Source organism: Marinobacter lacisalsi, assembly GCF_042651045.1.
In the GTDB taxonomy this organism is placed as follows: Bacteria; Pseudomonadota; Gammaproteobacteria; order Pseudomonadales; family Oleiphilaceae; genus Marinobacter; species Marinobacter lacisalsi.
In genome coordinates this window covers 253952-279846 of record NZ_JBHSDI010000007.1, presented here as the reverse complement: position 1 = coordinate 279846, position 25895 = coordinate 253952, and the positions used below count along the sequence as shown (strand labels likewise).

The window sequence follows — 25895 nt, the reverse complement described above, 5'->3', positions numbered from 1 at the left end:
CCACGGACACAGTACACTCGTGGCCCCTATCTGTGCGGAGTCTGACTGAATGCGAATACTGCCTGCCGTTGCCGGTGCCCTGATTACCCTGCTGCGCAAGATCCTGTTCCTGTGGGTGCGCACGGATGTGCTTGGCGCTGGCAAGCAGGAGCTGAACCTGGATCCGGATCGTCCGGTCTGTTACGTCATGCAGTACAGCTCCCTGTCTGCCCGGCTGGTGCTGGAGCAGGAGGTGGAACGGGCTGATCTGCCGCCTGCCCGGCCGCCCATGGACATCCATGGCGGGCCGCGCCACTCATTCTGCTTCCTGTATCGCCGGGCCCGCAGCCGGTTCAGCCCCCGTGCGACCCCGGTCATGACACAGCAACTGGAGCAGCTGGTGGCAATGTCGGTGGAAGACCCGACCCTGGATATCCAGCTGGTGCCTGTGTCCCTGTTCTGGGGCCGGTCACCGGACAAGGAAAAATCCTTCCTCAAATTGTTGCTGTCGGATACCTGGTCCGTGGCGGGGCGCTTCCAGAAGCTGCTGATCATCCTGCTGCATGGTCGCAACACGCTGGTTCGCTTCGGCGAGCCCCTGTCACTGGCCGATACGGTCCGTGAACACCATCGCAGCAAGGCAAGGGCCAACCGCAAAACCGCACGCCTGCTGAGAACCCATTTCCGCCGGGTGCGTCAGGCGGTGCTGGGGCCGGACCTGTCCCACCGCAGGACGCTGGTAGCGGACCTGATCCGGACACCCGCCGTGCGTGATGCCATCCGTGAAGCCGCCCGCAATGAGGAGGTCCACCCGGACAAGGTGCGGGCACGGGCCTGGGGCTATGCCAATGAGATCGCCTCGAGCATGTCCATTGCCACCATACGCATCCTCGAGATCCTGCTCAGCTGGTTGTGGAACCGTATCTACAATGGCGTCCGCATCAACAATATCCGTGAGGTACAGGAAGTCGCGGAAAAGAACGCCGTGGTTTACGTGCCCTGCCACCGCTCCCATATCGACTACCTGTTGCTATCTTACGTTCTGTACCGCAACGGCCTGATGCCGCCCCACATCGCCGCCGGCATCAACCTGAACATGCCTCTGGTGGGCCCCATACTCCGTCGCGGTGGTGCCTTTTTCCTGCGTCGCAGCTTCCGGGATAACCCCCTGTATGCCACCGTGTTCAACGAGTACATGCACGTCATGTTCACCCGGGGCTACTCGGTGGAATACTTCGTGGAAGGGGGGCGCAGCCGTACCGGCCGCACCCTGCAGCCACGGCCCGGCATGCTGGCCATGACTGTGCGCAGCTTCCTCCGCGACCACCAGAAACCCATCGTGCTGGTGCCCGTGTACATTGGTTATGAAAAGGTAATGGAAGGTCGTTCCTACCTGGGGGAACTCCGGGGCAAGAAAAAGAAGCAGGAAAGCGTCGTGGGCCTGGCGAAGAGCGCCCGGAAGCTGCGCAGCTCCTTTGGCAAGGTGTCGGTCAACTTCGGCCAGGGCATCGACCTGGATACCGCCCTGGAACAGGCCCGCCCGGGCTGGAAAAACGAGGCGGTCGGCCAGGAAGCCAGGCCACCATGGCTGAACACGGCGGTGAGCCACCTGGCCAACGAAGTGGCCACCGGCATCAATGCGGCCGCAGCGGTCAACCCGGTCACCATGGTGGCCACGGTGCTGCTGGCCACTGAGCGCATGGCCATGGACGAACGCCAGCTGGCGAGACTGATGGACCGCTACATGGGCCTGCTCAAGGCCCACCCCTACGCCGATACCGTCACTTTCCCCGAGGGCGACGGCCGGGAATGGATCCGCTATTGCGAAAGCATGGGGCTGGTGGGGCGTCACCCGCAGAAACTGGGCGACATCATTGGCCTGGATGGCGTCAACGCCACCCTGATGACCTACTACCGCAACAACATCCAGCACCTGTTTGCGCTGCCGGCACTGATTGCCTGCCTGTTCGAGAACTGCTCGTCCCTGGCCCGGGACCGGGTCATCTTCCTGGCCAGCGCCATCTACCCCTACCTGCAGTCTGAACTGTTCCTCCGCCATGATGCCGACAACGTCGGTGTGGAAGTGGACCGCTGGATCGATACCCTGGTGGAACATGGCTTCCTGCGTACCGACGGCGACCGCGTGATGGGCCCGGATGAAGGCACTGACCAGCGGCTGCAGCTGCATACCCTGTCCCGCTTCATCATCCAGACCCTGGAGCGCTACTACCTGGTGATTGCCACCCTGCGCAAGCATGGGCCCGGTGTGCTGACAGCAAAGGAACTGGAAGAGGAAAGTACGCTAATGGCCGAGCGCATGTCGATCCTGTTCGGGCTCAACGCCCCGGAGTTTTTCGACAAGACCCTGTTCCGCAACTTTATCGAGAACCTGCGGCAGAATGGAGTGATCACCGCCAGCGACGATGAACGGCTGAGTTACACCCGTGAGCTGGACGACGTCTCCGAGGATGCCCGGCTGGTACTGAACGTGGAAAAACGCCAGGCCATTGCACAGGTCACCCAGTTGGGCACGGCATGATTATGTTGCCGTCTCAGGAAGAAGGCAGGGCTCTCAGCGGGTAGACATCATATCGGCTGCTCTTGCCCTCCAGCGTCAACCCGGGGGCCACTCCTTCAATGGCGGGCGCCCGGCGTGAGCGCTTGACCACCACACGGTAGCGGGCACAGGCCAGGGCAGCCTCCAGCAGCGCGCTGGCATCCGGGTCGTCACCTACCACTGGGCGGAACAGCTGCATCTCCTTCTTTACCAGGGCGGACTTGTCCCGATGCGGGAACATGGGGTCCAGGTAGAGCACGTCCGCTACCGGGTCCTGCCCTGCCCTCTCACTCAGCCAACGGATGCTGTCGCCGTGGATCAGGGGCATGCGAGCGACGACCCCGGCCGTGACATCATCAGCCGCCGCCCGGGCCAGCCCGTCCTCAAGCAGCGCATGAATGACCGGCGAACGCTCCAGCAGTGTCACCTGATGACCGAGGCCGGCCAGCACGAAGGCGTCCTGACCCAGGCCGGCGGTGGCATCGAGGATGTGCAGCGTCTGATTGGTGCGTTTCAGGCCGATCGCCTTCGCAATAAGCTGACCGGTGCCGCCACCATGGGCAAGACGATAACCGGCCTTGCCGGACACGAACTCGGCCCTCACAGGTCCCGGGGCCTTGCGCCCGGTGGCCCGAAGCGACAGACCGTCATCATCCAGGAACAGCACCAGTGGACACTGGTCAATGTGTCTGAAGGGCACAACGCCCAGGAACGCGCCACCCAACCGTGCCGCCAGGGCCTCGGCAGCAGGCCGGTGGAACCCGGAGGAACAGGCTACCGGTGGAATGCCATCCCGGTCATGATCCTGGGGCGTAGAAGAGAGGTTTCGCATAGGGGGAGAGCGTCAGACGCGGATATCGATGCCTGCCAGTTCGGCATCATAGCCTTCCAGGCCTTCCTGCTGGCTGGCTACGGTCGCAAAGGTCTCCAGTGCCCGGATGGTGGCCATGGGGATGTCTTCGGCCCGGAAAGGCTGCAGGCGGGTATCTTCAGCGGCAGAACGGGCCTGGACACGACGAAGGTAACCCTGGGTGTCTTCGGAAAGCCCGCCCCCCGAATCCGGCCTGTCACCACCTGCCGGCGACGGTCGGGCATCACGGCGCTGATCCTCGATGACCTCGGGGCGGGCTGCGGGCGCACGGGCAGCGTCCGGTCGGTCCCGGGCAACGCCGGCGTTGCCGACATAGGGATTGTTGTTAACACCATTGATCATGGCTGCGTATCCGCACGTAAAGTCTCAGACAACCTGAGACGCTTTATCTGCCAGGAAGTTTCTTCCAGGTCACTTCATCCCGTAGGTAAACCGGTTGCGCCTTGGCCGCCGGCACCCCACCACCTGTCCGCAACGATCGCGCCGCGAGACGGGCAACGAAACGGGCATCAGGCCCGCATTCCGGATCGGGGGACTCCACGGCGCCGATAACGGTTTCAGGGATGCGTTCAGCATAGCGCCAACCGCTGCCCCCTGCCAACCAGCGCGCTGGCCCGCCAGGAAGGCTCACCTGTTCCGGCGGGCAGACCCGCTCTGGCGCCAGGAGTTCGGGCAGACCATCCACCAACCGGAAACAGCCCCAGTAGACTTCGTCCATACGGGCGTCAAACGCCACGGCGATGCCATCACCCTCTTCCGCGCCCCGGGCCTCAGCCAGCTCCAGCGCCACCGCAGCCAGAGACGACACCGGCATCACCGGCACATCCAGCCCCCAGGCCAGCCCCTGGATCACGCCGGTGGCAATCCGCAGGCCGGTAAACGAACCGGGGCCGGCGGCAAAAGCCAGGGCGTCCAGGTCGGAGATGGCCAGGTCATGGTCAGCCAGCACTTGCCGGACCATGGGCATGATAAGCCGGGTATGACCACGGGGCTCAACGCGATAATGCCCGCTCAGCTCCCCGCTGGAAAGCAGGGCCACGGAGCAGGCATCGGTCGAGGTATCAATGGCAAGAAGGTTCAAGACGTCTGATCAACCCAGCTTGGAGAGGATCTGTTCCCGGATATCATCAAGGGAGCCCACACCATCAACACGAACGTACTTCGGCGCCTGCTGCGGCTCGCGGGCCGCCCAGTCCTGATAATAGCCAACCAGCGGCTCGGTCTGGCTATGGTAGACATCAAGACGCTTACGGATGGTTTCTTCCTGGTCGTCCTCGCGCTGAACCAGCGGCTCTCCGGTTGCATCGTCCTTACCATCCACCTTGGGTGGATCATACTTGACGTGGTAGATGCGACCGCTGGCGGGATGCACGCGGCGACCGGCCAGACGCTGAACGATTTCCTCGTCATCGACGGCGATTTCGACCACATAGTCGATGCTGATACCCTGCTCCTTCAGCGCTTCCGCCTGGGGGATGGTGCGCGGGAAGCCGTCAAGCAGGAAGCCGTTACGGCAATCGTCCTGCTGGACCCGTTCTTCGATCAGGGCAATGATGATGTCGTCGGAGACCAGGGAGCCGGAATCCATGACCGCCTGAACCTTCTGGCCCAGCTCGGAACCGGACTTGACGGCCGCGCGGAGCATGTCGCCTGTGGAGATCTGGGGGATATCGAATCGTTCCGTGATGAACTGCGCCTGGGTCCCCTTGCCGGCTCCCGGCGCCCCCAACATGATAATACGCATACGTTGTGCTCCCATTTCCTGGCTAATTGTTTAAGTTTAAAGCAGTCAATACCTGAAAAGCGGTTGCCAAACCCAGGTTCACGACTCCCCCCAAGGCTTGGCAACAGCCTCTCTCCACAGGCGCGCCACTCTCGAAAAGCCGGCATTATACGAAGTCGGGGCAGTGAGAGAAAGTCGACGTCAGTCGCAGCCCACGCGTGGACAAAAAACAGTCGGTCAGGATGACAGAGAGTGGGCCAGACTGTCCAGATCGTCGGCGACCTCGTCCACATCGTCGCGAAGGCGCTCCAGACTGGCGTCATCGAGACCCAGCTGGGCAGCAAGGTTCTCGATATCATCGGGGTTGAATTCATCGCCCACCCCCTTCTCCTTGAGCAAGGCATTGGCCAGCTGGACCATGACCACATAAGTCTTGTGGTCGCCTTCGTAACCGGCCTGCTGGTGCACACCGGCCGCCTTGATCACCGGCTCCGGCAGCTGCCACAGCTTGTGCAGAATACCGCCGATCACACCATGGCCAACCGTCAGCATCTGCTGATCATCGTCCACCCCGAACACTTCCTGTTCCAGTGTCCTCAGGCTTACCTCCGGATTGGCGGCCCGCAGGCGGTTCAGCTCCTCGAACTCGGCGGGAAACAGGTGCCCCACCAGCAACAGGCCAAAGTTGTGAAGCAGTCCACAGAGGTAAGCCAGCGACCGGTCTGCATCGCACTGGGGCGCAAGACGCTGGCAGACGAAGGCACAGTAGAGGGAGTGACGCCAGAACTGGTCCATACCCAGCGGCCCCTGGCGGGGAATATCGAAGGCCCGGACGGAGGCAATGCCCAGGGCAATATGCGCCACCCGCTCAAATCCCAGTACCCGGGTGACCGCTTCCTGCACCGAGTCAATCTGCCCGGGGTAGTTGAACAGCGCAGAACGGGCGTAACGGATAATCTGGGCAGTGACACTGGGATCGTATTCGATCAGCTCCGCTAGTTCGCGGGCGGAGGCTTCCGGGTTACTGGTGAGGTTGAGAATCCTGAGCGCCAATGCCGGCATGGGTGGCAGTCGGTACAACGCCTGCAGCTTTTCGGCCACTTCCTCCAGGGTAATGGTATTGGCTGACTGCCCGCTGTGGCGGATGGTGACATGGCCCTTGTCGGCTCCCGCCATGGCCAGACGGAAATCCCTGCCCGCCATGGCCAGCAACCGGGATGAAGACCCGCAAGCCATGATGGCGCGCTCCGACTGGTACAGCGACTCTTCCACCAGCACCGGAATGCCGTAGGCAGCGCCGAACGGCGGCACAAAACCCGGTGCACAGTCACTGAACAGGCGCCCGGCCTGGGACACGGTTAACGGCTGCAGGCGTCGCCCGGTGCGGGCTGCAATGGCATCCAGATCAGGGGAACTGTCCAGGGGGTGCACCACCAGGAGCACGCCCTTGACGTCGATCAGAGCAGTGCTGCGGATTACCAGGCGGCGGTCGATGCCATCACCGAGCACAGCTGCCTCAAGTCCGCCGCGGGGGTCCTCCGAAACCGGCAACAGTTCAAAGGAAAGGCCTTTGCGATTGAGGAACTGCTCGACTCTGGCGGCCGCTGCCACAGGTGTCTCCTTCGTTTGTTATTCAAGCCCATAAACGGCGACAGAGCTTATCATACCCCGCGCCCATGCCCAGCGTCAGCCGGTATTACGCATGCCGGCGGCTATGCCGGCCATGGTCACCTTGAGTGCCTGCTCCACCAGTTCCGGCATGGGTACCACTTCCGCATCGGAGCCCTCGGCGGCGACATTCTGCTCGGCTTCCCGGTTACGCTTCAGCAGCTCCGCCTGCAGATAGTGGAGCGGGTCGGTATAGGGACTGCGTACTTTCATGGAGTGGGCAAATACCGGCTCCTCCTCCAGCAGCACCCGCTGGTTTTTCAGTGATTTGACCTGCTCGATGCAACCGGCCAGACGCTGACGCAGCTCCTGGCCCAGGGGCCGCAGGGCCGGGTCCACCAGGGTGTCATCATAGTAGCTGGCAATGCGCAGATCCGACTTGGCCAGCACCATTTCCAGCATATCCACATAGGTGCGGAAGAAAGGCCAGTCCCGGCGCATGGCCTGCAGCAGGGGCATCTTGTCTGCCTTCTCCGCCTCGGCCAGGGCCACATCGCTGCCCAGCCAGCTGGGTAGCATCAGGCGCATCTGGGTCCAGGCGAAAATCCAGGGGATAGCCCGCAGGCTTTCCACGCCACCACTGGCCTTGCGCTTGGCGGGTCGGCTGCCAAGGGCCAGCTTGCCCAGGGCCTGCTCCGGGGTGGCCTGGCGGAAATAGGGCACGAAATCGGGGTTCTCACGGACCACGTCCCGGTAGGCTTTCAGGGATCGTTCGGTAAGCCAGTCCATGGCGTCGCGCCATTCTGGCTCCGGCGCCCGGGGCGGCGCCAGGGTGGCTTCCACTACTGCGGTGGTGTACAGGGTCAGACTCTGTTCGGCCAGTCGCGGCAGGCCGAACTTGAAGCGGATCATTTCCCCCTGTTCGGTAATGCGGAAACTGCCGTTCACCGACCCGGGAGGCTGGGACAGGATGGCCCGGTTGGCTGGCCCACCTCCCCGGCCAACGGTACCACCACGGCCATGGAACAGGGTCAGATGCATGTCGAAGCGGCTGGCCACTTCGGTCAGCTTCTCCTGAGCCTGGTACTGGGCCCAGGCGGCCATCATCTGGCCAGCGTCCTTGGAGGAGTCTGAGTAGCCGATCATCACCTCCTGGGCACCGTTGCAGTAGTCCCGGTACCAGTCCACGGAGTACAGGGCCTCCATGGCGGCGGGGGCGCCCTGCAGATCGTCCAGGGTCTCGAACAGGGGCACGATACGCATGGGGAACTTCATCCCCGCCTCCCGCAGCAGCAGGATCACGCTGAGCACATCGGAGGGTTTGCTGGCCATGGATATCACGTAGGAGCCCAGGGCTTCCGGGGTCTGGGCCGCCACTACCTCGCAGGTGGCCAACACCTCCCGCACCGGCTCCGATGGTTCCCAGTTGCGAGGCACCAGTGGACGGCGACCCTGCAGCTCCCGTACCAGGAACGCCTGGCGTTGCTCCTCGCTCCACTCCAGGTAGTTACCCAGCCCAAGGTAATCCACCATTTCCGCTACGGCCTCGGCATGGCGGGTGGCTTCCTGGCGGATGTCCAGACGGATCAGGGGCAAGCCAAAGGTATGGGCACGGCGCAGGGTGTCCAGCAGCGGGCCGTTGGCGATGGTGTCCAGCCCGCATTCCTTCAGTGAGCGGTAACAAAGCTCCAGGGGGGCGATCAGGTCCTCGTTCTCGAACAATATGCCCTGTTCGTCCGCCGGCTCACCGTTAACCCTGGCCTCCGCCCAGTCCCGGGTTCTGATCAGACGTTCCCGCAAGCGACCAAGTATTTCACGGTAGGGTTCCCGGCCGTCGCCAGCCTGCTCCCGAAGTTCATCACTGGCCTGCCACATGGACAGTTCGGCCCGCAGGGACTGGATATCCCGCAGGTACAGGTCGGCCGCCATCCAGCGGCCCAACAGGAATACGGTGCGGGTCACCTCGTGAGTAACATTGGGGTTACCGTCCCGGTCTCCCCCCATCCAGGAAGCGATGCGGATCGGGGTGGCATCCAGGGGCAGCCCTTTGCCCGTGGAATCCAGCAATGCCTGATCCAGGCTGCGGTGGAACCTCGGCAGCGCCTCCCACAGGCTGTTCTCGATCACCGCAAAGCCCCATTTGGCTTCGTCCACCGCCGTGGGCCGCTCGTGGCGAATCTCGTCGGTATGCCAGGCTTCCGCCACCAGCAGGCGCAGGCGATCCAGAACCTCGTCCCGTTCCGCCGGCAGCAGGTCGTCGTGGTCCAGGGCTGCCAGGCAGGCGGACATCTCGTCGTATTTCATGATCAGGGTACGGCGGGCCACCTCCGTGGGGTGGGCGGTGAGTACGAATTCCAGGCGCAGATCGGACACCTTGCGGTGCAGCTCATCGGCATCGACCCCACCCTGCTTGAGGCGGCTGAACACATCCTCCAGCGACTCCACCATCAGGTCGGACTGGTGGCCACGCTTGCGACGGATCCCGTGGTACTGCTCGGCCAGGTTGGCCAGGTTGAGAAACTGGTTGAAAGCCCGGGTGACCGGCAGCAACTGATCGTCCCTCAGGTTGCTCAGCAGGCTGACCAGGCGCTGGCCGGACCCGCTTTCCTGGCGCCGGTCGGCCTTGGCGGCTGCCCGGATCTCCTCGATCAGATCGTAGATGTCTTCACCGGGGTAGTTGCGGATATTCTCACCCAGCAATTCGCCCAGCAGGCGGACGTTCTCTCTCAGCTCGGGATGCAGTTCAGCCACAGCAGCTTCCTTTTTGTCATAATCGGAAAGGTCAATTGACGAAACATCGTCACTATACTGATACTAATAATGATGACACAGACGAACCGCAAGGGCCTGTTGCTCTGAGAAAGTCATTCGCTGACCTTCCGCACGGCCCCGTTGAAAGGAGATTTCATGAAAGTTACCGACCTTCCCAAACACTGGCAGGACAAGAAGAAACCCACGGACCGCACCCACGACTACAACCTGCGCCTGCCACTGGAAGACGCCGCAAGGATCGCCGCACTGGCGGAAATGTACCCGGACCGCAGCGAGACGGATATTCTCAATGACATGATTGCTGCGGCGCTGGATGATCTGGCGGAGAGTACGCCGCTGAAGGAGAAGCTGAAGCGGTCGTGAGGGTGAGCCTCTAGTGTGCCTTAACACAAGTATCAATGGGCATGACATGTTTTAGCCCCTCGCCCTTGGCGGGAGAGGGGTTGGGGAGAAGGGGAGAAGGCTAACTCCACAATCTGGAATCTAGATTCTGGCGCCCTGTGGGCGCTCACCCTCTCCCTGGCCCTCTCCCCTCGAGGGAGAGGGAATGTTCGACGGTAACTTTGGTATAGCCCCTCAAGGAAAAGGAAGCGTTTGGTCTCAACTTAGTAGCCGCACTCTGGCCCTGTCAGGGTTCAGGCCACCGATACCAGCTGTCGACGCTTGAGATCTTCCATGTGCTTCTGGCTAAGAGCGACAAACCTGGGGGTCAGCCCCACATCCTCGTAGATCTCGAAACCGTCTTCGTCGTAGGCGACGATTTTATCACCTTCCACATAGGGGAACGAGGTTTCCAGCTCGTCCAGGGCGGCGGACAACAGGTCCCGCATCAGGTCCTGGGATGACTTCATGGGGTAAAGGGCGGCAAGCCTCGACAGCTCTTCATGGTGGCTGTCGGCCAGCTTGACGTAGTGTGGGTCACGGGTCAGACGACCCTTGGCGTTTTTATCCCAGTGGGTAACCAGATCGCGGATCTTCATATGCTTCGACTCCTGCCTTCGACTGCTGCCCGATCATAATGATGGCTGAGGGCTCCAAGAGGCGCTGCCGATCATTGTCGTCCGGCTATCCTCTTACCCCGCAGTGTAGTTGAATCGTGCGGAATACCAGCGCGAAAATCGGTAACGAATTGTACTTATTTGTGGTTTTCTGACCAATTCGTCACTCAGAACGTGAACGCTCGACCCCTTTGACCGAATTCCAGATCTCATCAAGGGCGTCCAGGGTTTCGTCTTCCATGGTCCTGTCCTGCGCCTGCAGAATCGCCTCTATGGCCTGGAAGCGTGCCTCGAATTTCCGGTTGGAACGACGCAATGCCTGGTCCGGATTCACTTTCAAGAAACGCGCCAGGTTGACGCAAACGAACATCAGGTCGCCCAGCTCGTCTTCCACCTCGTCCTGCGCTGCCGGGTCCTGTTGTGCGTTCTGCCACGCGTCCTTGAGCTCTCCGATCTCTTCCTCCAGCTTGTCGAACACCGGGCCTATGTCCGGCCAGTCAAAACCGTAACGGGCGGCCCGTCGCTGCAGCTTGTCCGCCCTGGTCAGGGCTGGCAGGGAAGCGGGGATATCGTCCAGCCGGCTGGCAGACTGGCCTGAGCTCACCTCTCCCTTTTCGGCCCGCTCTTCGGCCTTGATGCGCTCCCAGCTGGCGGCGATCCATTCGTCGCTGGGCCGGTTATCCGGATCCACGCGGCTTTCCAGGGTCCCTTCCGGGAATACGTGGGGATGTCGACGCAGCAGTTTCTGCACCAGGGTATGCACCACTGCATCAAAATCGAACAGTTGCTGCTCATGCCCCATCTGGCTGTAGAAGATCACCTGGAACAGCAGATCGCCGAGCTCCTCCTTCAGATGGCCATAGTCCTGCCGCTCGATGGTGTCAGCCACTTCGTGGGCTTCCTCCAGGGTGTGGGGCACAATGGTGCGGAAGGTCTGCTTCGTGTCCCACGGACAGCCGGTGTCAGGATCCCTGAGGCGGGCCATCAAGGTTTTCAGGTCGTCGATGGTGTAGCTTTTCATGTCGTCACTGGAATCACTCATGACCGCTTGCGCCTTACCTCGATGATGTTTGGCAGGTTGCGGATCTGGGCCAGTAGCCGGGCCAGCTGCTCCAGGCTCTGGATTTCCACCGTAACCAGCATGGTGGCCGTATTCTCATCGGTATCCGACAGGGTATTCAGGGACAGCACATTGCTGCGGGAAGCGGTAAGCACCTCGGTAATGTCCCGCAGCAACCCATAGCGGTCGTAGGCCTCGATCTCGATATCCACCGGGTAGGTGGCCTCGGGCTGGCCGCCCCAGCTCACTTCGATAATACGGTTGGGCTCGTATTCCTTGTGGTGCAGGAAGGTCAGGCAATCCTGGCGGTGAACAGTGACACCGCGCCCCACGGTGATGTAGCCACCAATGGCGTCGCCGGGCAGCGGCTTGCAGCACTTGGCCACCTGGGTCTTGAGTTTGCCCACGCCGCGGATCTGGATATCCGAGTCGGTTTCATACTTGCGGTTACGGCTGCCCAGTAGTTTGAGGTCCAGCTGTTTGTCCCGGGGCTCCAGCATTTCCTGGGCGACGTGCGCCACGTGGGTGGGCCGCAGGTCGCCGCCGCCGATAGCGGCAAACATGTCGTCCGCTGCCGGATAGTTGACCTTGCGGGCCAGTTCGTTGAGATCCACGTCATAGATCGAAAGCCGCTTGAACTCGTCCTCGAGAATGGCCCGCCCGTCGGCGATATTCTGGTCACGGTTCTGTTGCTTGAACCAGTGGGTCACCTTGGCCCGGGCCCGCGAGGTCTGGATATAACCCAGGCTGGGGTTGAGCCAGTCGCGACTGGGCGCCTGGTTGTTGGAGGTGAGAATGTAGACCTGATCACCGGTCTTCAGCGGATAGGTCAGCGGCACGATGCGGCTGTTAACCCGCGCGCCACGGCAGGCATGCCCCACTTCGGTGTGCACCCGGTAGGCAAAGTCCACCGGTGTAGCACCCTGGCGCAGGTCCACCACGTGGCCTTCCGGCGTAAACACATACACCCGGTCGGATCCGATATCCCCGCTCAGGTGATCCGCCAACCCGGACAGGTCGCCCAGTTCTTCCTGCCACTCCAGCACCTGGCGCAACCAGTTGATCTTGGCCTCGTAGCCGGAAGACCGGTTGCCCGTATCCGTGCCCTTGTAGAGCCAGTGGGCACACACCCCCAGCTCCGCCTCCTCGTGCATGTTGTGGGTACGGATCTGTACCTCCATGACCTTGCCTGCCGGCCCGATGACGGCGGTGTGGAGTGACTGGTAGCCGTTCTCCTTGGGGTTGGCGATGTAGTCATCGAACTCGTTGGGAATGTGCCGCCAGAGACTGTGCACAATACCCAGGGCGGCATAGCAGTCGCGCATTTCCGGCACCAGGATGCGTACGGCGCGTACGTCGTAGACCTGGGAGAAATCGATACCCTTGCGGCGCATCTTTCGCCAGATGCTGTAGATATGCTTGGCGCGACCGGACAGTTCGGCATTGATGCCCGAGCGGCGCAATTCGTCCCCCAGGTCACGCAGCACTTTCTGGATGTAGCCTTCACGATCCAGCCGCTTCTCATCCAGCTGTTTGGCAATCTTCTTGTAGGCGGTTTCATGCAGGTAGCGGAAGGACAGGTCCTCCAGTTCCCACTTGATATGGCCGATGCCCAGCCGGTGGGCCAGGGGGGCGTAGATATCGAACACCTCCCGGGCTACCCGCATACGCTTGTCGTAGGTGGTGTCCTTTACGGCCCGCAGGGCGCAGGTACGCTCAGCCAGCTTGATCAGCGCCACCCGCACGTCGTCAATCATGGTCACCAGCATCTTGCGGACGTTGTCCAGCTGGCCTTCGGTCTGGCCCAGTACATTACCCTTGAGGGGATGGTGGATGGACGATATGGCGGCCATCTGCACCACCCCATCAATCAGCCCGGCCACCTCGTCGCCGAATTCGTTGCGGATCTCCTCAAGACCAATACGACCTTCCCGCACCGCCCGGTACAGTATCGCCGCGACCAGGCTGGCCTGGTCCAGGTGCAGTTCCACCAGGACCTGGGCCATTTCGATGCCGGTACGGAAACTGCTGGCGCCTGGCGCCCAGAGACGGTCCTCCTCCACGGCGCGGCGATCGATCTCGGCGCTGAGCTCACAGGCACGCCGGAACTGGTCCGGGTTCTCCAGGCGGGTCTGGGCAGCGATCTGGCGCACCCAGCCTTCGATATCCACCTGTCCGTCCGCGGTAACCGCGTAGTCTTCCCGTACTTTTACCATGCCGTTGCTGCCGCCTCTTTACGATCAAGAGCCCCGCCCGGGTTCAGTTTTTCTCGAACAGGGCAATGGACTCCACATGGGTGGTGTGCGGGAACATGTCCATCACACCCGCCTGCTTCAGGCGGTAACCCTTGCTGACAATCACACCCGCATCCCGCGCCAGAGTGGCGGGGTTGCAGGACACGTACACAATCCGTTGCGCGCCGAAGGTGGCAAGGTGCTCACAGATTTCCTGGGCACCGGAGCGGGGCGGGTCAATCAGGATACGATCGAACCCTTCCGAGGCCCAGCTCTCCCGGGTAAAGTCCCCCTGCAGGTTGGCACCGTGGAAGCTGACATTGCCCAGCGCGTTGCGTTCGGCGTTTTCGCGGCCACGTACCACCATGGCATCGTCACCCTCCACCCCGACAACCTGGCCAGCCTTGCGGGCGAGCGGCAATGTGAAGTTACCCAGGCCACAGAACAGGTCCAGCACCCGGTCACCCGGCTGCACATCCAGCCACTCGATGGCACGGTGTACCATGCGCTGGTTGATGTCCGCATTGACCTGGGTAAAGTCCATGGGATGAAAGGTCATGGTGAGGTCAAATTCCGGTAACCGGTAGCTCAGCCTTTCCTCCCCTTCTGCCGGCCAGATCCGGTGTACGGTATCCGGTCCTTTTGGCTGCAGGTAGATATGCAAGTCGTGGGCCTGGCCGAAAGCCACCAGAGCCGCGCGGTCAGACTCACTGAGAGGGATCATGTTGCGGAAGATCATGGCCGCTGCGTCATCGCCGCAGGCCACCTCCACCTGGGCAATATGCTGGTAGGCCTCCATGCCGTAGAGCAACCGTCGCAGGTCATCAATGCGCTCGCCGATGCGCGGATCCAGCACCACACAGCGGTCAATGTCCGTCAGGAAACTGTTGCGCTTCTCCCGGAAACCCACCAGCACCGAATCCCGTTTGGGTACGAAACGCACCCCGAGACGGGCCTTGCGACGATAACCCAGGGCGGGCGACCGCATGGGCTCTGTCCACTGCTCCGGCTCGATGCCCCCGAAATGGGCAAAGTGTTCCCGCAGGGTATTCTCCTTGAAGCGGATCTGGGCATCGGGTGCCATATGCTGCAGGCTGCATCCGCCACAAAGGTCGGCAAAATCACAGGGCGGGGTAACACGCTCCGGTGCGGCTTCCAGCACTTCTTCAGTGCGCAGTTCGTCGAATTTGCTGCGGGTGGAAATCATCTTCGCCATCACCCGCTCACCGGGCAATGCGCCATCCACGAAACGGGTCTTGCCCTCTTCACGGGCGATGCCCCGGCCATCATGGCTGAATGCCTCAATAGTACAAGGCAAGGGCTCCCTGGGCAGGGGTTTCCTGCGTCTACGGCTCATACAAATGTCTCTGGTCAATAAAAACGGTCAGGCGCCCGGGAACACCCCGGTGGAGAGATAGCGGTCGCCGCGGTCACAGATAATGGCCACGATCACGGCGTTTTCAACCTGCTCAGACAGCGTGAGCGCCGCTGCGATGGAACCGCCGGAGGAGACGCCACAGAAGATACCCTCCTCCCGGGCCAGTGCCCGCATGGTGTTCTCGGCTTCTTCCTGCCCCACATCAAGCACCTCATCGACCCGTGAGGCTTCGTAGATTTTCGGGAGGTATTCCTCGGGCCAGCGGCGGATACCGGGTATGGAGGAACCTTCCTTCGGCTGCAGACCGATAATACGGATGTCAGGGTTACGCTCCTTGAAGTAGCGTGATGCACCCATAATGGTGCCAGTGGTACCCATGGAGCTGACAAAATGAGTGATCCGCCCCTGGGTCTGTTCCCAGATCTCGGGACCAGTGGTGCGATAGTGAGAAAGCGGGTTATCCGGGTTGGCGAACTGATCCAGCACCATCCCTTCCCCCTGCGTCTGCATTCGGGCAGCCAGGTCGCGGGCGCCTTCCATTCCCTCTTCCTTTGATACGGTGATGATCTCGGCACCATAGGCCCGCATGGAGGCCCGCCGCTCCTCGCTCATGTTGGCCGGCATGATCAGCTTCATGGTATAGCCCTTGATGGCAGCCGCCATGGCCAGGGCAATACCGGTATTGCCGCTGGTGGCCTCGATGAGGGTGTCTCCGGGCTTGATGTCGCCCCGCTTTTCCGCTTCCTGGATCATGCTGATGGCGGGCCGGTCCTTGACTGAACCGGCGGGGTTGTTGCCCTCCAGTTTGGCCAGGATGACGTTGCTGGTCTGGCCGGGCAGTCGCTGTAATCGCGCCAGGGGGGTGTGACCAACATAGTCCTCAATGGTAGGGAAATGCATGACGTTCCTGCTCCTCGTCGAGATGGGCTGCACAGCTTTTCAAAACGCTTATGTTACACTTGAGGCGCTTCTGGTGTCCCGTTTGGTTCATTCGCTGACCTACGGCGTTCAGCGAATGAACCAAACGGGACACCAGGACAGTTTTCCGTGGTTTCGTTCAGAAAGCAAAACAGGACGCTTTCATTACGCTCCTGAGGTGCGCATCATACGCATAACCGGGCAACTCGCCCAATACAGGTTCCCGCTATAACCATCGCCTCTGGCTATAAGCAGACCACGGAGACAGCAACGCAGAACACGGGCACCGTTTCGCATCAAGTTTCCAGAGGCTGGAAACCGGCGGCAGGTCAGGGACAGACGGGCTACCAGGAACCAGGGATCGGACAAGAGGTAGACACAGACGTATGCGTCGTTGGGGTATTCGCAAAAAAGTCCTGGTGGTAACCCTGGTTCCCACCCTCATTACCACCGTCCTGTTGGGGCTGTTCTTCACCTGGAGCTGGGTGCAGAACATCAACCAGCTACTGGACGACCGTGGTGATTCCCTCTCCCGCCAGTTATCGGCCGCTGCCGAATACGGCATGTTCACCTCCAACCGCAGCCTGCTCAGCAGCCTGTCCAACGCCCTGCTGGAAGAGCAGGACGTGCGTTCCATTACCTTTTACGACGCCCGCCGGGAGCGGCTGCTGCATACCGGCCCCGGCAGTACGTTCAGCGCACCGGACCAGTTCCCCCAGGGATCGTCGGTTGCGCACTGGACCGGCTCCGGCACTACCCTCTTCATGTCACCGGTGTACCTGCAGGACCTGATGCTGGACAACCTGCTGGACCTGGAGTCAGGCACCACCGCCGCGCCGGACAATATGGAGCCTATTGGCTGGGCGGCGGTGGAAATGTCCCACGTGCGCACCGAAAAGGAAACCTGGAAGGCGCTGTTCATCTCGCTGCTGGTGATCGTGGCGGGGGTGCTGCTGAGCCTGGCCATCGCCGTGCGGCTGAGCCGGTCTTTCACCCACCCGGTGTTCGAACTGAACAACGCGGTCGCCCGCCTCAAGGAAGGCCACCTGGACACCCGCGTATACACGGGGGCGGGGCCGGAGTTCGAGCAACTGGAGTCTGGCCTCAACGCCATGGCCGAGGAGCTTAGCAAGGCCCAGGCCGAGATGCAGCAGAATATCGACCAGGCCACCGAGGACCTGCGGGAAACCCTGGAAACCATCGAGATCCAGAACATCGAACTGGACTTCGCCCGCAAGGACGCCCTGGAAGCCAGCCGGATCAAGTCGGAGTTCCTGGCCAACATGTCCCACGAGATCCGCACCCCACTGAACGGCATCATCGGGTTTACCGAGCTGCTGCTCAAGAGCCCCCTGCAAAAGCAGCAGGCGGAACACCTGAACACCATCCGCAAGTCCTCGGAAATCCTGCTCACGATCATTAACGACATCCTGGATTTCTCCAAGATCGAGGCCGGCAAACTGATCCTCGACCGGGTGCCCTTTCACCTGCGGGAGATCGTCGAGGAAGTCATGGTGATGCTGGCGCCCGCGGCCCATGGCAAGAACCTGGACCTGGTGCACCTGGTGTACGCCGATGTGCCCGACAACATCATGGGGGATCCCCTGCGGGTGAAGCAGGTGATTACCAACCTGGTCAACAACGCCATCAAGTTCACCCAGACCGGCGAGGTGGTATTGCGGGCCAGCCTGGAAGAGGAAGATACCGAAAACAACGAGGTCACACTTCGCATCAGCATTTCCGACTCCGGCGTCGGCCTGTCCCGGGCCCAGCAGCAGTCGCTGTTCAATGCCTTCAGCCAGGCGGATGCCTCCACCGCCCGCCAGTATGGCGGCACCGGCCTCGGCCTGGTCATTTCCAAGCGGCTGGTGGAAGAAATGGGGGGTGACATTGGCCTGGAGAGTGAGCTTGGCAAGGGTTCAACCTTCTGGTTCACCCTGACCGCAGAGCTGTCCGCCGGTACCGAGGCGCCCCTGCCCCACGATGCCCTGCGGGGCGAGCGGGTTATTTATCTGGAGCAACAGAAAACCACGGGCCTGGCAGTGGAACACATCCTGCGGGACTGGGGCATGGAAGTCACCCGGGCGGGTTCGCCGGGCGAGCTGCTCGAGCAGGTGGAAGACGCCCAGCAACACCAGTCCGGCTATGCCCTGGCCATCGTGGGTATCACCCGGCACCTGCTCAATTCCAGCCAGTACCGGGAGCTGATCCGCAGCCTGGAAATTGACCGGGACTGCCGCAGCCTGCTGCTGACACCGACACTGGAGTCCCACGATACGGCCCTTACCGGACTGGCCAGTGGTCACATGATCAAGCCCATTTGTCGCGGGCCGCTGTACGATGAGCTGCTGATGCTGGTTCATGGCATTGACACCCGTAACCGCCGCCACGTGCCAGAGCGGAAGATTGGCGCCCTGCCCTCACCCCGCAGCACTACGCCGAACCTGCCCAGGGTTATGGCGGTGGATGACAACGAGGCCAACCTGAAACTGGTACTGACCCTGCTGAAGGATTGCGGTATTCCCGCCGAGGGGGCCGCCAGCGGTTTCGAGGCGCTGAGTAAGGCCCGTAGCCAGAACTTTGATGCCATCTTCATGGACCTGCAGATGCCGGGGATGGATGGCGTGGAAACCACGGCCCGCCTGCGGGGGCTGGACAACAGCCACCACCGCACAGCCATCATTGCACTGACAGCCCATGCCCTGGCAGACGAGCAGGAGCGGCTGATGCAGCAGGGTTTCGATGGTTATCTGGCCAAGCCGGTGAACAGCAGCCAACTACTGGAAACCCTGACGGACTTCACCGGTTACGAGCCCCCGGAGCGGCAGGAAAACGGGTCCCGGAGTATTGCCGAATTCCGGGACACCCGCCGGCCACTGCGCCCGTCAACCCGTCGCCGTCAGAAACCGGTGGTAGACGTTGAGGAAAGTGTTCGCCTCGCCGCCGGCAAGGCGGATCTGGCGGAAGAGCTGTTCAGTATGCTGCTGGAGCAACTCAAGCCCGACCAGGAAACCATCCGGGCCCGCTGGGAAGCGGAAGACTATGACACGGTTCTGGAATGCGTCCACAAGCTGCACGGTGCCACTCGCTACTGCGGTGTACCGGAACTGCGGGATGCCTCGGAACAGTTCGAAACAGCCCTCAAGCGGCGTTCGGACGACATGGACACCCTTCGGAAAAATCTGCTTTCGGCGATGGAACGGCTGGATGTCTGGGGAGATCAGACGGACTGGCAGGCTATGTTTCGCAACAGTGATCAGTTGAATCCCGTTTGATGGCTATTTGCTGTCGGGCTTCGGAGGAAGGTCTCCGTTGCTCAAGCGACTAGCTATAAGGTTCGCAGGACAGGGGGTTGGTAGAGAATTATCCGCCAGAAAAAGGTGTCTGAGCGCAGCGAGTTCTTTTTCCAAGGAGAATTCTCTACCAACCCCCTGGCCCTGTACCCAAACAATCAAGCTCGGGCCTGGTCCAGAATAGACCGCATATCCCGAACCGCCTCCTTAAGACCAGTAAACACCGACCGGGCAATAATCGCATGCCCGATATTCAATTCGTTGATGCCCGGAATCGCGGCGACCGCCAGGGTGTTGTGATAATTCAGGCCATGGCCGGCGTTAACAATTAAACCCTTGCGGCGAGCGTATTCCACCGCTTCCTTCAGGTTATTCAGGGTGTGGGTCTGTTCCGCAGCAGTATCCGCCTCGGCATATTCACCCGTGTGCAGTTCAATCACCGGGGCGCCGCAGCGCACCGCCGCGTCGATCTGGGAGGGATCCGGGTCGATAAACAGCGAAACCTCCGCACCGATCCTGGCCAGCCGCTCACAGGCCCGGGCCACGCGATCCTCGTTGCCCTCCACATCCAGACCGCCTTCCGTGGTCAGCTCCTCGCGCTTTTCCGGCACCAGGCAGACACACTCGGGCCGCACCGTTTCCGCGAAGGCCAGCATGGCGTCCGTCACCGCCATTTCCAGGTTCATGCGGGTATTCAGGGTCTGCCGAATCAGCAGCACATCCCGATCCTGGATATGGCGACGGTCTTCCCGGGGATGGATGGTGATGCTGTCGGCGCCGGCCTCCTCGGCCACCATCGCCGCCTGCACCGGGTCCGGAAAACGGGTGCCCCGGGCCTGGCGCAGCGTGGCCACGTGGTCGACATTCACTCCCAGCAATACACGGTCTTTCATGGATAGGGTCCCTTATCGGTCTGTGGAACGTCCGCCGGCAAACAGCGCGCGGCTATTCAGGGGCTTGCCCTGCAACAGGAAATCGGTCAGTGCCCGCATCACCTGCTTGGCCGTACGCCGGGCGTCGCTACTGTGCAGATCGCCATCGGCAAGGGCCAGTAAGGCACTGCCGGACAACCCGGTCAGGCGTGCAGCATCACCGGGCCCGGCAAGGATGCCATGCTGGGGATCATAGCAGTAGCGACGGTCCGGCTGCACCGGCTCACCACTGTCCATGGCCCGGGCCCAGTCAAATCCGTAGCCCAGGTTGTCTGCCAGATGCATCTCGAAACGGCGCAGCACCGGCTCTACATCGCCGGCGGCTGATGACAACTGCTCCAAAGCATTAATGTAAGCGGCAAAGAGCTCAGGAGCGGGATCGAAGGGGGACAGCAGTTTTTGCAGCAGCTCGTTTAGGTAAAAACCGCTGTACAGAGCCTTTCCTTGGCCCAGTTGAACGCCAGGCCGGTTCTCCACATGGGTCAGGGTCTTGAGGTCAGAGCGGCCTGTCCAGTCCACGAGCACCGGCTGGAAGGGCTGGAGCTGGGCCTTGGTGGCACTGCGGGCACTGCTGGCACCACGGGCAACCAGGCCGACCTTGCCGTGGTTGAGGGAAAACAGGTCAACCAGAAGGCTGGTTTCCCGGAACGGACGCCGATGAAGAACGTAGGCAGGTTCCTGTTGTACCGAACCGTGTTGTACCGACCCGGCCATGGCAGCCCTCAGCCGTCGTTCATGCCCAGGCTTTTCAGGGCCCGGTCGCTGTCAGCCCAGCCCCGCTTCACCTTGACCCAGAGCCGCAGCATGACCTTGCTCTCAAACATACGTTCCATGTCGGCCCGGGCCTCCTGGCCAATCCGGCGCAGGCGTTCACCCTTGTCACCAATGACAATCTTCTTCTGCCCTTCCCGCTCTACCAGAATCAGCGCCGCAATGTGCAGGGTCTTGCCGTCGTGCTTGAATTCCTCGATTTCCACAGCCACCGAATACGGCAGTTCCGCCCCCAGCTGACGGGTAATTTTCTCACGCACCATTTCAGCGGCAACAAAACGCTCGCTGCGGTCGGTAATCTGGTCATCCGGGTAGAAATGCACACTTTGCGGCAGGTAACGAGCCACCGCTTCTTCCAGTGGCGCCAGGTTCTGCTCCTTCAGGGCCGACATGGGAATAATGTCGGCGAACTCCCTTTTTGTGGCCAGACTTTCAAGTACCGGCAACAGGGTCTCCCGCTTCTCGATCTGATCCACCTTATTGACCGCCAGGATCACCGGGCAGGTCAGGTGCGTCAGCTTGTTCAGCACCATCTCGTCCGCGGGGGTCCAGTGGTGCCGATCCACCACGAACACCACCACATCCACATGCTTGAGCGCTGCGGACGCGGTCCGGTTCATATAGCGATTGAGGGCGCGGGGCTCCTCCTCATGCATGCCCGGAGTGTCCACGTAGATAGCCTGCACCGGCCCCTCGGTCTTGATGCCCAGGATCTGGTGCCGGGTGGTCTGTGGCTTGCGTGAGGTAATACTCAGTTTCTGGCCGAGGACATGATTCAGTAGCGTGGACTTGCCCACATTGGGGCGGCCAACAATGGCCACAAAACCACAGCGGCTTTCGGGATCCTCGGGCCGGATCAGTTCGTCGTTCATTATTCAGTCTCCACGCCCAGTTGCTTGAGGGCTGCCCGGGCAGCCTGCTGCTCGGCTATACGCCGGCTGCTGCCGACACCGCTGGTCTTGCGCTCCAGTGACGGCAACGCGCAGGATACATGAAAAGTCTGGGCGTGGGCTTCGCCATCCACCGAGATAACATCGTAACGGGGCAAGGGAAATTGCCGCGACTGCAGGTATTCCTGCAGGCGGGTCTTGGGATCCTTCTGGGTATCCTGGATATCCAACCGCTCCAGACGCTTGTCGAACCATGCCAGCACCCGCTCACGGCAGGTGTCGAAATCGCTGTCCAGGTAGATGGCACCGATGATGGATTCCACCGCATCGGCCAGTATGGAGTCACGCCGGAAACCACCGCTTTTCTTTTCACCCGACCCGAGCCGGAGGTACTGGCCCAGCTCGAACTCCCGGCCGATTTCCGCCAGCGTCACCCCTTTCACCATTCGCGCCCGCAGGCGGCTGAGCTGACCCTCCCGGGCCCGCTCAAAGTGATTGTAGAGGTACTCGGCGATGATCATGTTGACCAGGGAGTCACCCAGGAACTCCAGCCGCTCGTTATTCTGATTGCCAAAGCTGCGATGGGTCATCGCCAGCAACAGCCGTTCCGGGTCTTGGAACGTATAGCCGATTCGGCGCTGCAGTCGATCCAGGTCGGGTTGATTTGTCACTGTCCTGTCAGCTCATAAAAATGACTGAAACTGATAACCGCATCCACATTGGACACGACATGGGTGCGGACCTCGTAATCGAGACTGATAATCACCAGATCACCATCCTTCTCGATGTTGATGTCCTTGGCATTGAAACTGTCAACGTTGTTTACGCTCAGCCGTTTGGTGACCAGGCGGCGCACATCGGACGGTGTCATCTGGGACAGACCTTCCTCACCATCAAGGCCTTCCAGGGCACCCTTTATAGTGTAGTCATCAAGATACGCCGGCCCCAACTTGATCAACAGGGTCAATAAGCTGGCGAAAAACAGCACCGCGATCAGGATACCGACGGTGGAAGCGCCTTGCTGGCGGAATGGAGTTTTCATACGCACGTACCTCATGCTGGTGGCCACAGGCCGACAAACGTTCGTAAATTCAGTCTATGGGCCCAACCCGGTCAAACGACGGCAGGCTGGTGAGTGATGGCCACTGCATCCAGATCAGGAACGCCTTACCCACCACCATCTCATCGGGAACCATACCCCAGAAACGGCTATCTTTACTGTTATCCCGGTTGTCTCCCATCATGAAGTAGTGCCCATCCGGCACAACCCATTCGTTCTCTCCCGCTCCACTCCTGTTACGGGTATCGCGATAGATCATATGCTCCACGTCCCCGAGCTGCTCTTCCAGCATCACAAGAGGCGGCAGCCTGGCCACAAAACGGGTGGGTACCTCTTCGCCATTGACGTACAGGGTTTTGTTGCGATACCGAATACGGTCACCAGGCAGACCAACAACCCGCTTGATGTAGTTGGTCTCGCCATCTACAGGGTAGCGGAACACCATGATGTCACCACGCTCGGGATCACCGATATCCACGATCTTGGTACCAGCCACCGGCAGGCGCAGGCCATAGGCGTACTTGTTGACCAGGATGAAATCGCCCACTTCCAGCGTCGGCAGCATGGAGCCGGAGGGAATCTGGAAAGGCTCCACCAGGAATGAGCGCAATACCAGCACGATCGCCAGCACCGGAAAGAATGAGCGGCTGAGTTCCACCAGGTATGGCTCTGGGGGTCCGGCCTGCTCTTCCTCGTCCGCGGGGACTGCGCTGCTGCCAGAGCCATCGCTGCCACTGGCTGCCACCGCTCCTCCGGACTCCTGCCAGGCGGCTTCCCGACGGGGCCTGAGGAACAACCGGTCACCCAGCCAGATGATGCCCGTGGCAAAGGTCAGTACGACCAGGATCAGCGGAAAATTGATGTCCATTCAGTTAAAGCCCTAGTTATCCACTTTCAGTACCGCCAGGAAAGCCTCCTGGGGCACCTCGACGTTACCCAGCTGCTTCATCCGCTTCTTGCCTTCCTTTTGCTTCTGCAGCAGCTTTTTCTTGCGACTGACGTCGCCACCATAGCACTTGGCCGTGACGTTCTTGCGCAGGGCCTTGACGGTCACCCGCGCCACCACCTGATTGCCGATGGAGGCCTGAATGGCAATATCGAACATCTGCCGGGGGATCAGTTCCTTCATCTTGTCGATCAGTGCACGGCCCCGGTAATGGGACTGCTCCCGGTGCACAATCAGCGCCAGGGCATCCACCCGCTCGCCATTGATGAGCACGTCCAGGCGCACCAGGTTGGCGGTCTGGAAGCGTTTGAAATGGTAATCCAGGGACGCAAACCCGCGGCTGGCCGATTTGATGCGGTCGAAGAAATCCAGCACCACCTCCGCCATGGGAAGCTCGTAGGTCAGCTGCACCTGGTTGGCCAGGAACAGCATATTGGTCTGAACCCCACGCTTCTCCTCGCACAAGGCAATCACATTGCCCAGATACTCCTGGGGCACCAGGATACTCGCCTCGACAATGGGCTCGCGCATTTCCTCGATGGAGCCCACATCCGGCAGGCTGGAGGGGTTGGAAACCGTAATCGTCTCGCCATTGCGGGTAACCACTTCATAGACCACGGTCGGCGCGGTGGTGATCAGGTCGATGTTGTATTCACGCTCCAGCCGCTCCTGGATAATTTCCATGTGCAGCATGCCGAGGAAGCCGCAGCGGAAACCAAAGCCGAGGGCATCGGAATTTTCCGGCTCGAAGAACAGCGAGGCATCGTTGAGGGTCAGCTTGGACAGGGCATCACGGAACTCCTCGTAATCGTCGGAGCTCACCGGGAACAGGCCGGCGTAGACCTGGGGCTTTACCTTCTTGAACCCGGGTATCTGGGGGGTTTCGTCAGCAAACTTGTTGGATACGATGGTGTCCCCTACCGGAGCGCCATGGATATCCTTGATGCCGGCAACCACGAACCCCACTTCACCGGTACCCAGCTCACCGGTTTCGGTGGGCTTCGGCGTGAAGATGCCCACCTTGTCGGCATTCCAGGCTTTGCCGGTGGATTTGATCTGAATCTTGTCTCCCTTGCGCAGCACACCCTGGCGCACACGCACCAGCGACACCACACCCAGGTAGTTATCAAACCAGGAGTCAATGATCAGCGCCTGCAGCGGGGCGTTCTCGTCTCCCTCGGGCGGCGGGATCCGCTTGATCAGGTCCTCAAGCACGTCTTCCACGCCCATGCCACTCTTGGCACTGCAGCGCACGGCATCGGTGGCCTCGATACCGATAATGTCCTCGATTTCCTGGGACACCCGGTCAGGTTCCGCCTGGGGCAGGTCCATCTTGTTCAGTACCGGTACCACTTCCAGGCCCTGCTCGATAGCGGTGTAGCAGTTAGCCACGGACTGGGCCTCGACCCCCTGCCCGGCATCCACCACCAGCAACGCACCCTCGCAGGCAAACAATGACCGGGAGACCTCATAGGAGAAATCCACGTGCCCGGGCGTGTCGATGAAATTGAGCTTGTACTCCACCCCGTCCCGGGCCTTGTAATTCAGGGTAACGCTCTGGGCCTTGATGGTGATGCCCCGTTCCCGCTCAAGGTCCATGGAATCCAGCACCTGCTCAGCCATTTCACGGTTGGTGAGGCCGCCGCAGACCTGGATAAAGCGGTCCGCCAGCGTGGACTTGCCATGGTCAATATGGGCGATGATCGAGAAGTTACGAATGCGGCTCAGTTCAGTCACAGACAAATGGTTACCCGTAGCAGACTTGGTCACCCGACAGCCGGGCCCCGGATGTGTCCGGTGGCTGGTGTTCCGGTGGAGAATTTCAGGGCCGCCACAAATGGCGGGCGGGCTCCTGCAAGGGCGGGATTTTACCGGTTGTAGGGCTTTATTACCATCAACGAGCCC

The 25895-nt window shown here is 61.1% G+C and carries 22 protein-coding genes; 4 read left to right on the top strand and 18 right to left on the bottom strand.

All coding sequences use genetic code 11. The features are described 5' to 3' along the window. Window positions 1-49 precede the first annotated feature (49 nt). Complete coding sequence (gene plsB / locus ACFOZ5_RS04830; RefSeq protein WP_379885843.1) at window positions 50-2518, top strand: glycerol-3-phosphate 1-O-acyltransferase PlsB; 2469 nt, start codon at window positions 50-52, stop codon at window positions 2516-2518. Window positions 2519-2531: 13 nt separating this feature from the next. Here plsB and ACFOZ5_RS04825 read toward each other — a convergent pair whose 3' ends face one another. The 6 genes from ACFOZ5_RS04825 to ppc form a co-directional block, all read right to left on the bottom strand. Continuing rightward, complete coding sequence (locus tag ACFOZ5_RS04825; protein ID WP_379885841.1) at window positions 2532-3368, bottom strand: class I SAM-dependent methyltransferase; 837 nt, start codon at window positions 3366-3368, stop codon at window positions 2532-2534. Between the two features lie 12 nt (window positions 3369-3380). Continuing rightward, complete coding sequence (locus tag ACFOZ5_RS04820; RefSeq protein WP_379885839.1) at window positions 3381-3749, bottom strand: UDP pyrophosphate phosphatase; 369 nt, start codon at window positions 3747-3749, stop codon at window positions 3381-3383. Window positions 3750-3792: 43 nt separating this feature from the next. Next, window positions 3793-4488: a tRNA (adenosine(37)-N6)-threonylcarbamoyltransferase complex dimerization subunit type 1 TsaB gene (gene tsaB / locus ACFOZ5_RS04815; RefSeq protein ID WP_379885837.1), complete on the bottom strand. Its 696-nt coding sequence runs from the start codon at window positions 4486-4488 to the stop codon at window positions 3793-3795. 9 nt (window positions 4489-4497) lie between these two features. Next, entirely contained in the window at window positions 4498-5151 is a 654-nt protein-coding gene (gene adk / locus ACFOZ5_RS04810; protein WP_379885835.1) for an adenylate kinase, read from the bottom strand. A 216-nt stretch (window positions 5152-5367) separates the two neighbouring features. Beyond that, entirely contained in the window at window positions 5368-6741 is a 1374-nt protein-coding gene (locus ACFOZ5_RS04805) for an HDOD domain-containing protein (RefSeq protein WP_379885833.1), read from the bottom strand. Window positions 6742-6816: 75 nt separating this feature from the next. Further along, window positions 6817-9489 carry a phosphoenolpyruvate carboxylase gene (ppc, locus tag ACFOZ5_RS04800; protein ID WP_379885831.1) on the bottom strand — a complete coding sequence of 891 codons (2673 nt, stop codon included), beginning with the start codon at window positions 9487-9489 and terminating at the stop codon, window positions 6817-6819. A 156-nt stretch (window positions 9490-9645) separates the two neighbouring features. Here ppc and ACFOZ5_RS04795 point away from each other — a divergent pair, with 156 nt between their 5' ends. Further along, the gene (locus tag ACFOZ5_RS04795; protein WP_379885829.1) at window positions 9646-9873 is read left to right on the top strand and encodes a hypothetical protein; all 228 of its coding nucleotides are present in this window, start codon (window positions 9646-9648) and stop codon (window positions 9871-9873) included. A gap of 272 nt (window positions 9874-10145) precedes the next feature. On the opposite strand, the gene ACFOZ5_RS04790 is transcribed toward ACFOZ5_RS04795, so the two are convergent. The 5 genes from ACFOZ5_RS04790 to cysM form a co-directional block, all read right to left on the bottom strand. Next, window positions 10146-10490, bottom strand: coding sequence for a pilin assembly protein (locus ACFOZ5_RS04790; RefSeq protein ID WP_379885827.1), 345 nt, complete (start codon window positions 10488-10490; stop codon window positions 10146-10148). 181 nt (window positions 10491-10671) lie between these two features. Next, window positions 10672-11550 (bottom strand): nucleoside triphosphate pyrophosphohydrolase, encoded by an 879-nt coding sequence (mazG, locus tag ACFOZ5_RS04785; protein WP_379885825.1) that lies wholly within the window; start codon window positions 11548-11550, stop codon window positions 10672-10674. Next, the gene (gene relA, locus ACFOZ5_RS04780) at window positions 11547-13784 is read right to left on the bottom strand and encodes a GTP diphosphokinase (RefSeq protein ID WP_379885823.1); all 2238 of its coding nucleotides are present in this window, start codon (window positions 13782-13784) and stop codon (window positions 11547-11549) included. The genes mazG and relA overlap by 4 nt, the downstream gene beginning before the upstream one ends. Before the next feature lie 43 nt (window positions 13785-13827). Continuing rightward, window positions 13828-15159, bottom strand: coding sequence for a 23S rRNA (uracil(1939)-C(5))-methyltransferase RlmD (rlmD, locus tag ACFOZ5_RS04775; protein WP_379885821.1), 1332 nt, complete (start codon window positions 15157-15159; stop codon window positions 13828-13830). 27 nt (window positions 15160-15186) lie between these two features. Continuing rightward, window positions 15187-16080, bottom strand: a complete 894-nt coding sequence (gene cysM / locus ACFOZ5_RS04770) for a cysteine synthase CysM (protein ID WP_379885819.1) — start codon at window positions 16078-16080, stop codon at window positions 15187-15189. Here cysM and ACFOZ5_RS04765 point away from each other — a divergent pair. Beyond that, entirely contained in the window at window positions 16079-16330 is a 252-nt protein-coding gene (locus tag ACFOZ5_RS04765; RefSeq protein ID WP_379885817.1) for a hypothetical protein, read from the top strand. The two genes, cysM and ACFOZ5_RS04765, sit on opposite strands and share 2 nt — an antisense overlap. Window positions 16331-16484: 154 nt before the next feature. Continuing rightward, window positions 16485-19373: an ATP-binding protein gene (locus ACFOZ5_RS04760; protein ID WP_379885815.1), complete on the top strand. Its 2889-nt coding sequence runs from the start codon at window positions 16485-16487 to the stop codon at window positions 19371-19373. Between the two features lie 176 nt (window positions 19374-19549). Here ACFOZ5_RS04760 and pdxJ read toward each other — a convergent pair whose 3' ends face one another. From pdxJ to lepA, 7 genes are read right to left on the bottom strand one after another with little or no spacing between them, the layout of a single operon-like run. Next, on the bottom strand, window positions 19550-20284 hold the full coding sequence (gene pdxJ / locus ACFOZ5_RS04755) for a pyridoxine 5'-phosphate synthase (protein ID WP_379885813.1): 735 nt from the start codon (window positions 20282-20284) through the stop codon (window positions 19550-19552). A 12-nt stretch (window positions 20285-20296) separates the two neighbouring features. Further along, window positions 20297-21037 carry a DNA repair protein RecO gene (gene recO / locus ACFOZ5_RS04750; RefSeq protein ID WP_379885811.1) on the bottom strand — a complete coding sequence of 247 codons (741 nt, stop codon included), beginning with the start codon at window positions 21035-21037 and terminating at the stop codon, window positions 20297-20299. 8 nt (window positions 21038-21045) lie between these two features. Next, a complete protein-coding gene (gene era, locus ACFOZ5_RS04745) occupies window positions 21046-21966 on the bottom strand; it encodes a GTPase Era (RefSeq protein ID WP_379885809.1) in 921 nt (306 codons plus the stop codon). After that, entirely contained in the window at window positions 21966-22655 is a 690-nt protein-coding gene (rnc, locus tag ACFOZ5_RS04740) for a ribonuclease III (protein WP_379885807.1), read from the bottom strand. Before rnc ends, era begins: the two co-directional genes overlap by 1 nt. After that, window positions 22652-23026, bottom strand: a complete 375-nt coding sequence (locus ACFOZ5_RS04735; protein WP_379885805.1) for a DUF4845 domain-containing protein — start codon at window positions 23024-23026, stop codon at window positions 22652-22654. Before ACFOZ5_RS04735 ends, rnc begins: the two co-directional genes overlap by 4 nt. 49 nt (window positions 23027-23075) lie before the next feature. Continuing rightward, window positions 23076-23912, bottom strand: a complete 837-nt coding sequence (gene lepB, locus ACFOZ5_RS04730) for a signal peptidase I (RefSeq protein WP_379885803.1) — start codon at window positions 23910-23912, stop codon at window positions 23076-23078. Between the two features lie 12 nt (window positions 23913-23924). After that, window positions 23925-25727, bottom strand: a complete 1803-nt coding sequence (gene lepA, locus ACFOZ5_RS04725) for a translation elongation factor 4 (RefSeq protein ID WP_379885801.1) — start codon at window positions 25725-25727, stop codon at window positions 23925-23927. Window positions 25728-25895: the final 168 nt, after the last annotated feature.

What these genes read in the sequence shown, in the direction of transcription:
- relA (WP_379885823.1), bottom strand. Translation starts at nt 13,784, where the DNA reads ATGGTAAAAGTACGGGAAGACTACGCGGTTACCGCGGACGGACAGGTG.
- ACFOZ5_RS04795 (WP_379885829.1), top strand. Translation starts at nt 9,646, where the DNA reads ATGAAAGTTACCGACCTTCCCAAACACTGGCAGGACAAGAAGAAACCC.
- ACFOZ5_RS04825 (WP_379885841.1), bottom strand. Translation starts at nt 3,368, where the DNA reads ATGCGAAACCTCTCTTCTACGCCCCAGGATCATGACCGGGATGGCATT.
- plsB (WP_379885843.1), top strand. Translation starts at nt 50, where the DNA reads ATGCGAATACTGCCTGCCGTTGCCGGTGCCCTGATTACCCTGCTGCGC.
- ACFOZ5_RS04760 (WP_379885815.1), top strand. Translation starts at nt 16,485, where the DNA reads ATGCGTCGTTGGGGTATTCGCAAAAAAGTCCTGGTGGTAACCCTGGTT.
- mazG (WP_379885825.1), bottom strand. Translation starts at nt 11,550, where the DNA reads ATGAGTGATTCCAGTGACGACATGAAAAGCTACACCATCGACGACCTG.
- cysM (WP_379885819.1), bottom strand. Translation starts at nt 16,080, where the DNA reads ATGCATTTCCCTACCATTGAGGACTATGTTGGTCACACCCCCCTGGCG.
- lepB (WP_379885803.1), bottom strand. Translation starts at nt 23,912, where the DNA reads ATGGACATCAATTTTCCGCTGATCCTGGTCGTACTGACCTTTGCCACG.
- adk (WP_379885835.1), bottom strand. Translation starts at nt 5,151, where the DNA reads ATGCGTATTATCATGTTGGGGGCGCCGGGAGCCGGCAAGGGGACCCAG.
- ACFOZ5_RS04765 (WP_379885817.1), top strand. Translation starts at nt 16,079, where the DNA reads ATGACGTTCCTGCTCCTCGTCGAGATGGGCTGCACAGCTTTTCAAAAC.
- ACFOZ5_RS04735 (WP_379885805.1), bottom strand. Translation starts at nt 23,026, where the DNA reads ATGAAAACTCCATTCCGCCAGCAAGGCGCTTCCACCGTCGGTATCCTG.
- ACFOZ5_RS04820 (WP_379885839.1), bottom strand. Translation starts at nt 3,749, where the DNA reads ATGATCAATGGTGTTAACAACAATCCCTATGTCGGCAACGCCGGCGTT.
- ACFOZ5_RS04790 (WP_379885827.1), bottom strand. Translation starts at nt 10,490, where the DNA reads ATGAAGATCCGCGATCTGGTTACCCACTGGGATAAAAACGCCAAGGGT.
- era (WP_379885809.1), bottom strand. Translation starts at nt 21,966, where the DNA reads ATGAACGACGAACTGATCCGGCCCGAGGATCCCGAAAGCCGCTGTGGT.
- recO (WP_379885811.1), bottom strand. Translation starts at nt 21,037, where the DNA reads ATGGCCGGGTCGGTACAACACGGTTCGGTACAACAGGAACCTGCCTAC.
- rlmD (WP_379885821.1), bottom strand. Translation starts at nt 15,159, where the DNA reads ATGAGCCGTAGACGCAGGAAACCCCTGCCCAGGGAGCCCTTGCCTTGT.
- pdxJ (WP_379885813.1), bottom strand. Translation starts at nt 20,284, where the DNA reads ATGAAAGACCGTGTATTGCTGGGAGTGAATGTCGACCACGTGGCCACG.